The organism is Nostoc sp. DSM 114160 (genome assembly GCF_053470305.1).
In genome coordinates, this window is record NZ_JBPFGO010000003.1 from 910,828 (window position 1) to 922,978 (window position 12,151).

Consider the following 12,151-nt stretch of genomic DNA (forward strand, 5'->3'; position numbering starts at 1 on the left):
AGGCAAATTCCTAACTCCAAACTTTTTACGCTTTTCCAGCAGCTACCACAGAGTTTTTCTTCAAAAGTTCCACAGCGGCTTGATATTGCAGATCCGCTTCAGTACCAATTTCTTCGCGGTTAATGGCTGGTTGGGAAATAACTTTATCTGGCTTAATACCTAGTTTGTTAATATCCCGGTGTTCAGGAGTTTCATACTTAGCAATTGTGACTGCTAAACCCGAACCATCTGATAATTCAAACAAGGATTGAATTAATCCCTTGCCAAAGGTAGTTTCGCCTACCAACTGGGCACGACCGTTATCTTGGAGTGCGCCAGCAAGAATCTCACTGGCACTGGCAGTTCCTTGATTTACCAAAATCACCAGAGGATCTTTCGTCAGGGCTGGCCCAAAGGCTTCAAAACTACCTTGAATACCTTGTCGGTTAACAGTGTAAACAATAGTGCCAGAATCTAACCAGAGACGGGCAATTTCAATTCCTGATTGCAATAATCCCCCAGGATTATTTCGTAAATCTAGAATGTAGGCAGCAGCGCCTTTTTTTTCTAGACTAGAAATAGCGTGTGCCAACTCTGTTGAAGCGTTGGCATTAAATTGTGTAAGACGTAGGTAGCCAATGGGTGTACCCTCAGCAGAAACACGCAAATCTGAAACCACAGGGTTAAGGGCAATGCGATCGCGTGTCAGTCTAATTTCCGTTTCTGCTTCTCCGTCCCGTTCGATTACGAGAGTCACAAGGCTGCCACTGGGCCCGCGCATTCTGGTAGCAGCTTCATCAAGGGTGAGATTTTCTGTGGAAACACCTTCAATTTTGAGAATGCGATCGCGTGGTCGAATCCCCGCTTTATCTGCCGGTGAACCGGCGATGGGAGCCACTACTTCTAACTTCCCATTCTCAGAATTCAAGGCAATTTGCAATCCTACCCCAGTCAGCTCCCCAGAAGTATTGACCTGCAAGCTGCGGTACTGTTCTGGATCTAAAAAGCGGGTAAAAGGATCGTCGAGGCTCTTGAGCATCTTCCCAATTGCCTCATAACTGGCATTTGAATCTGGCAGTGGTTTTTCCAGAACCTTTTGCCGCACAGCCGCCCAGTTTTGATGATTAAATGTCTCATCTAGATAAGTACGATTAACAATTCGCCAAACTTCCGAAACCAGCTTTTGTTCTCCAGTCAAAGCCAGCGATGGCTGAGTGAGCGTACCCAACGCCAAGCAAACCGCCATTAACAATGAAAATCCAACCCGAAAGACTTGTTTATTCATGAACCCCATTATCAATTCCACCTCAACCCAAATTGCCTAGATAATGCCCACTTCCTCTGTTGTTGATGAAATCTATCTCTCGATTATGTTACTTTTTTTATAGAAGTGGTGCATTTTTCTCATCAAGTTGTTCAGTCAACTGATGCATCGTATCCACTCACCAAAGGATAAAATCTACTTTGTGTCCACCATTTTGTGTGTAGGGGCGTAAAGAGATCGCAATATATTCCATCTTTACAGAGTGTAAAGTTTCTGAAGTCTCTTAGCACACTGAAAGCTAAAAAGCAAAGAAAAAAAACTCCTCTTTACTAAAATCCCAAAATTGTTAATTGGGAGAGAAGTCTGAGCGAAGGCTTCTGCCGATTCAGAACTTCGGGATTTATCAACCGCAACCGACTTTTAGGAACTTGAGATTGTATGGCTAACGTTTACGACTGGTTTGAGGAACGCCTGGAAATTCAGGCACTCGCCGAAGACGTTACTAGCAAGTACGTCCCTCCCCACGTCAACATCTTTTACTGCCTGGGTGGAATTACCTTGGTTTGTTTTCTCATCCAGTTTGCTACTGGATTTGCCATGACGTTCTACTACAGACCAACAGTTACTGAAGCTTTTTCCTCAGTCCAGTACATCATGACTGACGTAAACTTCGGTTGGCTAATTCGCTCCATCCATCGCTGGTCTGCCAGCATGATGGTGTTGATGATGATTTTGCACGTCTTCCGGGTTTATCTCACTGGTGGTTTCAAAAAGCCCCGCGAATTGACCTGGGTAAGTGGTGTGATCCTTGCTGTGATTACCGTTTCCTTCGGAGTTACCGGCTATTCTCTACCTTGGGATCAAGTTGGCTACTGGGCTGTGAAAATCGTTAGCGGCGTACCAGAAGCAATTCCTGTGGTTGGAGTTCTGATTTCCGACCTATTGCGCGGTGGTTCCAGTGTTGGTCAAGCAACACTAACTCGTTACTACAGCGCACACACATTTGTACTGCCTTGGTTGATTGCAGTATTCATGCTGTTTCACTTCTTAATGATCCGCAAGCAAGGCATTTCCGGGCCTTTGTAATCTCAGCTATTAGTGAAAGGCAACATTTGTCAGTTTTCAGATCGAGTTGTTTGTTTTAAACTTATGAAACACAAGAAATTAATTGCACATAAGTTCCAAAAAACCAATACTTGTATCTGGAGCGTAAAGCTATAGAAAACTTCAGGCGGATGACTGTAGATATAGAAACGCTGTTTCCTGCCTTTTGGTTGCCTAGTAGCTGATAGCTTTCACAAATGCTTTAATTTAACTTAAGCAGGAGAGCACATTTCAAAATGTCAACACAAAAAAAACCTGACCTGAGCGATCCTCAGTTAAGAGCCAAACTCGCTAAAGGCATGGGGTCACAACTACTATGGTGAACCCGCTTGGCCAAATGACTTACTTTACGTCTTTCCAATTGTGATCATGGGTTCCTTCGCTGCGATTGTGGCTCTAGCCGTGCTAGATCCCGCAATGACAGGTGAACCAGCAAATCCTTTTGCCACACCATTGGAAATTTTGCCAGAGTGGTACTTGTATCCAGTCTTCCAAATTTTGCGATCGCTTCCTAACAAACTTTTAGGAGTGTTAGCAATGGGTTCTGTACCAGTAGGTCTAATCCTCGTTCCCTTTATTGAGAACGTGAATAAGTTCCAAAACCCCTTCCGTCGTCCAGTCGCAACCACAGTATTCCTCTTTGGTACCCTTGTCACCTTGTGGCTGGGTATTGGTGCTGCTTTGCCATTGGATAAATCTTTGACCTTGGGACTATTCTAAATTAGTCACCACAAAGTTCTTTGACGCCTGTGAGTTTCAAGAGCAGATGCAGATGTGCTTTTGAAAACAATCAACAGGCGTCAATTTTAACAGTAAAGAATTCAGAATTCAGAAGCCAGAATGGGCTAAACGCCCCGAAGAGAGCTAACAGAATTAAAACGTGAACGAAAAAGCGGATAACGCCACCCAAAGTGAATCCGTGTATCTTACAGGAAAGCAAGTTATGCATAGCGTCTTATAGATAGTGTCTGCATAAATGGGTTTAAGTTCCCCACTAAAATATGCTTTTTTTAGTGCTCAACAAGATAGTGTTGGATTTGTAGCCAAATCCCGCAGTGTATCCCTCACTGATTTCCTTCTGTTAGCGGATAGCTAAGGTTTAGCCCATTCTGAATTCTTTATTCTGTATTCTTCTTCAATCGTTCAGATTGCTTCTGGGATTTGCAGTTTTGGATAGAAAAGCTATTCCCAAATCTCAAATCATCAAAAGTCAACAAATACAAACATTTCTGACTTACTTAACGTAAGTTGCTAGTTACAACCCTCGTCAATGCCAAAATCATTCATGTTTTGTATTTTGGTACATAGAATATATCAATTTAGATTTTTTTATGTCAGAGAAATTTTGCGAACAGCGCAGAATTTAATAACTAGCAACTTGGGTTTACTTATATTCAACTCACAGTTAATGCTTAGTATAGTGCAGCAAGACCATCTGACGGTTAAGAGCGAACTCAGGCTCTTAAACCAAGTGCAAGAATGGTTTGAGCAATTTTGTCTGCAACACTTGTCTCAACTTGGCTGGTCAAAAACCCAACTCGATCGCCTCAATTTAGCATTAGCAGAAGGCTTTACCAATGCTGTTCGTCATGCTCATCATGCTTTACCGCCAGAAACAACCATTGAGATTAACGTTTATCTGTGGATTGACCGACTAGAGATTAGAATTTGGGATTATGGAAAACCTTTCAATCCTGATGCGATCGCAGAGCCAGCCCCAGGTACTCTGCAAGTAGGTGGGTATGGATGGTTTCTCCTCCGGCGGTTGGCTGACAAGGTTGTATACGAACGTGGTGCGGATGGTAGAAATTGCCTACTCATTGTCAAGTACTCTGTAGAAGCACAAAAGTAACAGTGAAGTCAAGGCTAAAAGAAAGAATAATTCTGATGTCAATTTTGGCTTGTGAGCAAAGTGGGGCGTAGGGAAGGAGTCTCGACAAAAAACGAGGGTTTTTCTTCTCTACAATACTCTCTTGTAATAGGAGGCAAACAAATAAAACTTCCATATAGCCGTCATCAAGCTAATGAAGACTTTGCCTCAATTTGAGCTACAAACTTTCAAACAGAAGCGGTTTTTGTTAAAATACATTGTTATTTGATTGATAAAAGTATACTTCTTTTTCAATGTTATTTAAATTGGAGAAATATATTTTTTACGTGAAATTACCGATCGTTATTATGATTTTTTTGTAAAGTTTTCAGTAAAGCTTTTGTATAAAAAGAACTAGTGAATATAGTAAAAATAGCATTCGAGCTACACTAGCTGCTTTGTTAAGATTTGTCAGCAGTGTTGAGAGTATTAATGTTTGTTCTCCAACAAGTGCCATTTCGTGATTAAAGAGATAGACACAATAGGGGAACAAAATATTATGACTAAGACAGCCCTAATTACAGGAATTACTGGTCAAGATGGCTACTATCTCAGCCATTTGCTCCTCAACCGTGGTTATCGAGTTGTCGGATTAGTATCCCCACATCGACAACCTAATTTGACAAAACTGGGAATACTGGCAAATCAAGTAGAAATTTTTACAGTTGACTTGAGGGATAGTGCAGCACTGTTGACCGCAGTTGAACAACTGCGTCCCCAAGAAATTTACAATTTGGCGGCTCCCAGTTTTGTACCCGACTCTTGGAACGACCCCCATTGGGAACTTTGGATTTAATAACTGGTACAGCTACTAGGCTCTTGGAAGCAGTACGAAAAGTTGGTTTGTCTACGAGATTTTATCAAGCCAGCAGTTCAGAAATGTTTGGCGATGTATTCCTCTCGCCTCAAGATGAGGAAACCGCTTTTCGTCCCAAAAATCCTTATGCTGCGGCTAAAATGCACGCTCACTGGACGATGGTGCATCATAGACAGCGCTATGGACTATTTGCCTGTAGCGGAATTTTATATAATCACGAGTCTCCTCTACGCGCACCTCAGTTTGTCACACGCAAAGTTTCTTTGGCAGCTGCATCAATTAAATTGGGTTTAACTAACACCTTAGAAATGGGTAATCTGGATGCCAAACGTGATTGGGGCTTTGCAGGTGATTATGTAGAGGCAATGTGGCTAATGTTGCAAATTGATCGGCCAGAAGAATATGTGATTGGCACTGGTAAACTACACAGTGTGAGAGATTTAGTTGCCACAGCCTTTGAGTCTGTCGGCTTGGATTGGAAGCAGTATGTAGTTTTAAATACTAACTTTTTGCGACAAGATGAGCATTTTCAACTAGTAGCTAACCCCAGTAAAGCTAAAAGAAACCTCGGCTGGGAACCCCAAGTAAGCTTTGAGGAACTTTTAGAAAAAATGGTAAAAACAGATTTAGAGCGGTTACAAAGCGGTGCCATCGCGCCCTTACCGCGAGTATAAATAATTTAAAATGCACATCACTACAGTGACAAAAAACCTGAATTTAGGTAATAAAGTTAATAAACAAACTAACCATGTCTTCGTGTTTTTAGAAATTTTTGCTCACGAAGGTGGTATTCAATCGTATATAAAAGATATTTTTCGCGCCTATTTGGGATTGGGTCAAGACTACAAAGCAGAAGTATTTTTGCTGCGAGATAGCGCTGATAGCTTAAATCCGTTTGAAGACGAGAACTTAAAATTTCATTACTTTAAAAATCAGTCTCCCTATTTGGGGAGATTGCAAATGGCAGCAGCTTTACTGAAATGTCTGTTGCAGAGCCGTCCGCAGCAGGTTTTCTGCGGTCACATTAACTTAGCAGTATTAATCCAAACACTTTGCCAGCCCTTGGGGATTCCTTACACCGTGCTAACTTACGGCAAAGAAGTCTGGGAACCGTTGAAAAATCAGGAACGTCGTGCCCTGGTATCAGCAGAGAGAATTTGGACAATTAGTCGCTACAGCCGCGATCGCGCTTGTGTTGCCAATAGTCTAAACCCAAACATGGTACAGATGCTGCCTTGTGCAATTGATGCGGATAAATTTACTCCTGGCTCCAAACAACCAGAATTAATCCAGAAGTATGGCTTAACTGGCGCGAAAGTGTTAATGACAGTAGCGCGGTTATGGTCAGGAGATATTTACAAGGGTGTAGATGTCACCATTCGGGCATTACCACAAATCGCTGAAGTTTTCCCAGAAGTGAAATATTTGGTAATTGGTCGCGGCGATGACCAACCGCGATTGGCTAAACTTGCTGCATATTTAGGTGTGAGCGATCGCGTCGTGTTTGCTGGTTTCGTTGCCACAGAAGAATTAATGGAACATTATCGGCTTGCTGACGCCTATATTATGCCGTCGCAAGAAGGCTTTGGCATAGTTTATCTAGAAGCAATGGCTTGTGGAGTGCCGGTGTTATCTGGTGACGATGATGGCTCCGCTGACCCCTTGCAAGATGGTAAACTGGGATGGCGAGTTCCACACCGCAATCCTGATGCTGTAGCAGCAGCTTGTATAGAAATGCTTCAAGGGAATGACCAGCGATGTGATGGAGAGTGGCTAAGAGAACAGGCGATCGCTCTGTTTGGCATCAATGCCTTTCAACAGCACTTACACAAAATGCTGCTATCCTCAGTAATAAAGTCCATTTGAGTCCAAATGACAAACGATCGATAACTCATAACTAATGACTAAAATCGCTATCCTAGAAGGAGAGCAGGACGAAATTTATTAAAAATGAGCTTTAAGTCATTTCAATTGAATCTTTTAAATCTCCGCCCTTGGCTCACCCTGCTGGCAGTTTTTTGGCTGCTGGCATCAGTGGGCTTGGGTTGGTTAGTTAATTCACTGCTAATTATTTTCGGGTTACTGTTGTTAGCACCTATTGTGGCTTTTTTTGGCTTTCGTTGGTGGCTGCAACGCAACTTGGTTGCCGATCGATGTCCCGTTTGTGGATATGAATTTACAGGTTTAAATAACACTCAGTTGCAATGTCCTAATTGTAAGGAATTACTGTTAGTGCAAAATAGTCATTTTCAGCGCTTCACACCAGAAGGCACAATTGATGTCACTGCTGTCGAAGTTCCCGCTAAATCACTGGAAGAATAGTCAAGGATCGTTAGTCATTAGCAAAGTATAAATGACTAATGACTATTTATTTTTTTGTGAGATTGAGAGGTTGTAAGTATACTGTTGCTGGGATAGTTCGCCCACATACAGCGAGTATTTTCCTGCCTGCCAATAACCAGAAAGTTCTGACTTACCTCCAGAGTAACTATCTGCTAATACACAAAAGCGCCCTCCAGGCCCGTCGATCAGGAGTGTTGGCTTTCCTTGACTCTCTACTGTTAATCGTAAATAAGGTAGTGACTCTGTAACTTGGATAACTTGACTAGGTTCAGTGGTAATATTGCCACAATTACTTTTGACAGTTCCCCCAGACTTTCCCTTCAAAACCAGTGGATCTGGTTGGAAATTCCGACCAATTTGAATTGTTGGTGTCTGTGCCAAATTAGCCTCAGTGAAAGCCAAACTCATCGCCAAAGCTGTGGGAATAATTGCAAGTAGCCTCAGAGTCTTCATTTTAATGAATGCTCCAGATTTTTTTTAGAGCAATATTGTTATACAGTCCGATTTATATAGACGACAGCAATTCCTCTTGGTTCCAAAAGCTGCCGTATAAAGTAATACTAGTCAGTTAAGGATTATTTGTGAAGATTTGATAGGTGTATGTAGAGAGGTTGCATTGCAACGTCTCTACAATTGATGCCTGAAAGGTCTTGCATCCACAGACATTAGCTAAAATCACAAAGACAACCACCAAAAATAGAATTTGGTTAGTCTATTGTTGAATAAGTATGCTAATGAGTTAGGAAAGATTGATGAATCCTCAACCAGAAGAAGACTTACAGCGTCGTCTCAATCAGCTAGAGGCAGAGATTAATTCCCCGCCTGGGGTGGTTTCACAAGAACAAAAACAAACGCCTCAGTCTATTTTTGCCAGCTTCAACTTGCAACTAGAGCGATTTCAGATTTGGTTCAACAGCTTATCTGGGGCAAAAAAGCTGGTAGTTTCAGGTGTGACGGTGCTAGTAGGCTTGGCGATGCTGCAAGCAGTTTTTAAACTAGTTGCATCTATAATCAGTCTGGCACTTTTGGCAGTGTTAGTGTATGTTGGATACAAATTTTTTGTGTCTGGTAGCTTTCAACGTAAGCAATAAGTTGATATGCATTTACTTTGCACTCTGCCCAAAGTTATGAAAGTCAGGAGCCGAAATAAAAACGGCTTCTGACTTACAGAGGATTTCCAGGAAGTTGAAGTACACAAGCTAAGTGTCAAAACTAGGTATAAAGCCTATTTGATTTCTGTTAGCGCAGCTTATTCAGACTCCTGAATTCTGCTGCATAACTCCTAAATCCTATTTCAATATGCTTTTCTTTTTGCTGACGAGCTTAGTCTATTTTAATTGTGCCGATCGCGGCGTAGAAATAATATCAAAGGAAATTATACGATGACGTCACCAATTGTCAGAAGAACTAGTAATCAATCTGGTCAGTCAAAAAAATCGGAAAGAGCCAATTCGCTGCTACTAGGAAGTAGGCGTTTTGCTGCTTGGGCGGCTGAAATTACACTAGTGGTGACTAGTGGGTTGATTCCCTTCGGCCTTGGTGTCTATGCCAATTCTAGAAGCGATCTGAACCGAGTACCGCTTAACCCCGTGCTGGTAGTCACAGAAAGAGCGATCGCCAGACCCCTAGCTCTACCTGTGAGCTATGGCATCCGTAACGTAGCATGGCCGACTAATATTTTGTGGACAATCGCCTTGTTAGCGCCTGTAACTCTCTCGTGGTGGCAATTGTATTTATTAGCTAAGACTGGTAGCACAATTCCTAAACGTTGGTTAAAAGTGCGGGTTGTCAACGAGCAAGGGAAGCCGCCCGGATTGGGGGCAGTTGCGATCAGAGAAGGAGTTGGGCGTTGGACTGTACCCATTTCCATTGCCTATCTGCTGTGGCGCTACAGCTTTGCTTTTCCCAATTTAGGATTATTCACATTTTTGTCTTTATTAATGATTGTGGGTGAAGGGATTGGCTTACCGTCGCGTCGGGGGCGTCGCGCACTCCACGATCGACTCGCAGGTACTTATACAATTGATGCAGTTTTAGCTAGCAACAAACAAGCTCAGTCTGCTGACGGTAATGAAGAAGCAGCAGAATGGCAAGAGGGAGAAGAATTAGCGGCAGATCGAACCAGCCAATCGCATAATTTGTGGCGGCGAATACAGCAAAATCCCAATCTGACTTTGTTTGGGGTAGGGCTAACGAGTATGACTGCTGTGCTGGCAACTTTAATCGGTACTCAAGTTTATATCCAAATTCAACAATCCCAACGAGCAACCAAGCAAATCAACAGCCAACAATTCCTCGAACTTGTCAAACAATTGACTCCCAACTCTGGGGCAACTAATGAGCAACGCCAAAGTGCAATTCTGGCTATGGGTGGTCTTAATGACCCACAATCCATTAAATTTCTGGCGGATTTATTAGTTAGCGAAACTGACCCCAGCCTTCTGGATACAATTCAACAAGCTTTAACAACTGTCGGGCCCCAAGCCATCCCAGAACTCAAAAATAAGAATCAGTTTTTGGTGAGCGAACTGGAATCTGTAGGTAGCACTGCAACCAAAGAGCGGGAATTACGCCAAGGGTCGGTTACAAAGAAACCAACGAACAATCAACAAGATTCTCTCTGTTTATAGCGGTAAAAAAATCGACGGTGTTGACCTTAGTAGAACCCAATTAGGTCAAAGCGGTACTTCCGGAGGTTCTTTCTTCAACTTGGTACTGGACAATCTTGATTTATCAGGAGTTAAGTTTAAATCTGCAAATCTTAACCAAGCCAGCTTTAAGGGTACCCGCTTTCGGAGTGTAGGTGAAGATGGACGCTGGGATACCTACGACGATGTAATGGCTGATTTAAGCCAAGCTCAGTTGCAGCAAGCTAATCTTACTGATGCTAACCTCAGTCGCGTCTTGATGAACCGCATCGATTTGAGTCGTGCCACTCTTAACAGAGCCAACTTATCCAATGCGCGTCTATATGATGCTAAACTCAACAGCACTCAACTAGTAGGAGCCGATCTGCGAAACGCAGTTTTAGAAAAAGCTAGCTTGACTGGAGCTGATTTAGGCGATGCCAAATTGAACGAAGCCAATCTGTATGCAGCGCGTTTAGGTCGCGCCACTGCGATCGGCACGCAATTATCTTTTGCCAACTTAATTAACACTGATTGGCAAGGGGCAGATTTATCAGGAGCTTATTTGGATCGTGCTAATCTCAGCAATGCTAACTTCAGCGCTACTCGTTTAACTGGTGCTGTTTTACGTTCTGCCCAAATGGAAAACGTTAACTTGCAAAATGCTGACCTGAGTCTTGCAGATTTACGAGGGGCAAACGTTGCTGGAGCAGATTTTAAAGGAGCAATTCTCGCTCCTAGCAAACAAGATCCAGCAGATCAATTTGTCCAAACCCCAGATTTAGGCTCAGTATCTGCCGTAGTCCAAGGGGTTGATTTTTCTCAAGCCAAAAATTTAGATGCCAAGCAATTAGCATACATTTGTACTCAAGGAGGCATTCATCCCCGTTGCCCGTAGAATGAGAGGGAGGCAGAGGAGCAGAGGGGCAGGGAGCAGGGAGCAGGGGAAGATGAGGGAAATCAAGGACAAAAAAACAAGGGGACAAGGAGAATAACCTATGCCAATGCCCCATGCCCCATGCCCAATGACAAATACTTCTCTACGAGAGGCTGCGCCAACGACTTCGCGGTAGTTGAGCGCAGTCGAAACTCAGTACAAGTGACAAATGACTAATGACAAATTGGTGTGAGGAGTTGGTTATGAAATATATTCCATCTTTGGTTTCAGTTTTAGGGGCTGGTTTGATCTTGAGTCTGGCGAGTACGAAACCAGCACAAGCTCAAGTAGCTTATGGCAGTTATATTGGTATCGGCCCCACTGTTGGTTTTACCGATGGTATCCAATTGGGGGGAGTGATAGCGGGGCGCTACAAGCTTTTGGAAGCACCAATTTCACTCCGCGCTCAAGTGTTAATTGGTAGTAATACGGCTGTTGTACCAACGGTTTCTTACGATTTACCCCTCAACTGGCAAGCTGATGCCTACTTGGGTGCGGGATTAGTTTTAGCTGGTGGTGGTGATTCTTCTCCTGTAGGTGACAAAATTAGTTTTGCCTTACAACCGGGTATTGATTATATGATCCCAAATAGCAATACTGTCCTTTTTGGCAATGCTATTATTGCTTTTGATGCCTACCGAGATAGCAGTGGTACAGCTATTTCCGTACAAGGTGGCGTTGGTTTAAGATTTTAAGGGACATGTTATCCCTAAGAAGCGTTAAACTTCATTGCAAATTAAGAAGTTAGTCCAAACAACGTGATAGTTTTTGGTCATGAAGAGAGACAGCACAGGATTAACACAGGAGAACACAGTGGCAATGGAATCAAATTTATTAACGGATGCGGGCGCAGATGAAATGAATCAAGATTTCAGTGAATATGTTGCCAACTTGCAACTTCACATGACTCTGCAAGCTCGTAATCTTGTTCCAACGCTGAAGCAAACACTGGTAGATAGTCGCCACCAATTACTCCATCAAACCCAAGCCAACTTTGAAAAGCTAGTTTCTCGGCAAGGGTTATAAAATATATACAAATTTTAATCAAAATTCAAATAAAATAAGGGCAGATGTTGTTGGGTCAATGCCAATGGTGTTCTCACAAGGTCTGCTTTTTCTGCTTTTTAAGTATTAAGTTACTAAAATCACCCTTTTGGCACAATAGTAGAGAGCAGAAACTAGTTAAGATTATTGCAGCAGTTCCTTCCTT

The 12,151-nt window shown here is 42.7% G+C and carries 9 protein-coding genes and 3 pseudogenes; 10 read left to right on the forward strand and 2 right to left on the reverse strand.

What is annotated here, in order from left to right:
• Nucleotides 1–25: 25 nt before the first annotated feature.
• Entirely contained in the window at nt 26–1,273 is a 1,248-nt protein-coding gene (gene ctpA, locus NSTCB13_RS29145) for a carboxyl-terminal processing protease CtpA (protein ID WP_445626921.1), read from the reverse strand.
• A gap of 408 nt (nt 1,274–1,681) precedes the next feature.
• Between ctpA and petB the strand changes: the two genes are divergently transcribed.
• The 6 genes and pseudogenes from petB (at nt 1,682) to NSTCB13_RS29175 (ending at nt 7,356) form a co-directional block, all read left to right on the forward strand.
• Nucleotides 1,682–2,329 (forward strand): cytochrome b6, encoded by a 648-nt coding sequence (gene petB, locus NSTCB13_RS29150; protein ID WP_322675438.1) that lies wholly within the window; start codon nt 1,682–1,684, stop codon nt 2,327–2,329.
• A 254-nt stretch (nt 2,330–2,583) separates the two neighbouring features.
• A pseudogene (petD, locus tag NSTCB13_RS29155) lies at nt 2,584–3,067 on the forward strand (cytochrome b6-f complex subunit IV).
• A gap of 688 nt (nt 3,068–3,755) precedes the next feature.
• Nucleotides 3,756–4,199, forward strand: a complete 444-nt coding sequence (locus NSTCB13_RS29160) for an ATP-binding protein (RefSeq protein WP_334720184.1) — start codon at nt 3,756–3,758, stop codon at nt 4,197–4,199.
• A 517-nt stretch (nt 4,200–4,716) separates the two neighbouring features.
• Nucleotides 4,717–5,708 (forward strand): annotated as a pseudogene (locus NSTCB13_RS29165) (GDP-mannose 4,6-dehydratase).
• 10 nt (nt 5,709–5,718) lie between these two features.
• Nucleotides 5,719–6,900 (forward strand): glycosyltransferase, encoded by a 1,182-nt coding sequence (locus NSTCB13_RS29170; RefSeq protein ID WP_448274662.1) that lies wholly within the window; start codon nt 5,719–5,721, stop codon nt 6,898–6,900.
• Nucleotides 6,901–6,984: 84 nt separating this feature from the next.
• On the forward strand, nt 6,985–7,356 hold the full coding sequence (locus NSTCB13_RS29175) for a hypothetical protein (RefSeq protein WP_445626918.1): 372 nt from the start codon (nt 6,985–6,987) through the stop codon (nt 7,354–7,356).
• A gap of 42 nt (nt 7,357–7,398) precedes the next feature.
• On the opposite strand, the gene NSTCB13_RS29180 is transcribed toward NSTCB13_RS29175, so the two are convergent.
• The gene (locus NSTCB13_RS29180; RefSeq protein WP_322694729.1) at nt 7,399–7,830 is read right to left on the reverse strand and encodes a hypothetical protein; all 432 of its coding nucleotides are present in this window, start codon (nt 7,828–7,830) and stop codon (nt 7,399–7,401) included.
• Nucleotides 7,831–8,129: 299 nt separating this feature from the next.
• Between NSTCB13_RS29180 and NSTCB13_RS29185 the strand changes: the two genes are divergently transcribed.
• From NSTCB13_RS29185 to NSTCB13_RS29200, 4 genes and pseudogenes are all read left to right on the forward strand, one after another.
• Nucleotides 8,130–8,468: a hypothetical protein gene (locus NSTCB13_RS29185; protein WP_445626917.1), complete on the forward strand. Its 339-nt coding sequence runs from the start codon at nt 8,130–8,132 to the stop codon at nt 8,466–8,468.
• Nucleotides 8,469–8,759: 291 nt separating this feature from the next.
• Nucleotides 8,760–10,902 (forward strand): annotated as a pseudogene (locus NSTCB13_RS29190) (pentapeptide repeat-containing protein).
• Nucleotides 10,903–11,144: 242 nt separating this feature from the next.
• Nucleotides 11,145–11,636, forward strand: coding sequence for a hypothetical protein (locus NSTCB13_RS29195; RefSeq protein WP_445626915.1), 492 nt, complete (start codon nt 11,145–11,147; stop codon nt 11,634–11,636).
• Between the two features lie 124 nt (nt 11,637–11,760).
• Nucleotides 11,761–11,967 carry a hypothetical protein gene (locus NSTCB13_RS29200; protein ID WP_322690484.1) on the forward strand — a complete coding sequence of 69 codons (207 nt, stop codon included), beginning with the start codon at nt 11,761–11,763 and terminating at the stop codon, nt 11,965–11,967.
• Nucleotides 11,968–12,151: the final 184 nt, after the last annotated feature.

What these genes read in the sequence shown, in the direction of transcription:
- NSTCB13_RS29175 (WP_445626918.1), top strand. Translation starts at nt 6,985, where the DNA reads ATGAGCTTTAAGTCATTTCAATTGAATCTTTTAAATCTCCGCCCTTGG.
- ctpA (WP_445626921.1), bottom strand. Translation starts at nt 1,273, where the DNA reads ATGGGGTTCATGAATAAACAAGTCTTTCGGGTTGGATTTTCATTGTTA.
- petB (WP_322675438.1), top strand. Translation starts at nt 1,682, where the DNA reads ATGGCTAACGTTTACGACTGGTTTGAGGAACGCCTGGAAATTCAGGCA.
- NSTCB13_RS29200 (WP_322690484.1), top strand. Translation starts at nt 11,761, where the DNA reads ATGGAATCAAATTTATTAACGGATGCGGGCGCAGATGAAATGAATCAA.
- NSTCB13_RS29160 (WP_334720184.1), top strand. Translation starts at nt 3,756, where the DNA reads ATGCTTAGTATAGTGCAGCAAGACCATCTGACGGTTAAGAGCGAACTC.
- NSTCB13_RS29185 (WP_445626917.1), top strand. Translation starts at nt 8,130, where the DNA reads ATGAATCCTCAACCAGAAGAAGACTTACAGCGTCGTCTCAATCAGCTA.
- NSTCB13_RS29195 (WP_445626915.1), top strand. Translation starts at nt 11,145, where the DNA reads ATGAAATATATTCCATCTTTGGTTTCAGTTTTAGGGGCTGGTTTGATC.
- NSTCB13_RS29170 (WP_448274662.1), top strand. Translation starts at nt 5,719, where the DNA reads ATGCACATCACTACAGTGACAAAAAACCTGAATTTAGGTAATAAAGTT.
- NSTCB13_RS29180 (WP_322694729.1), bottom strand. Translation starts at nt 7,830, where the DNA reads ATGAAGACTCTGAGGCTACTTGCAATTATTCCCACAGCTTTGGCGATG.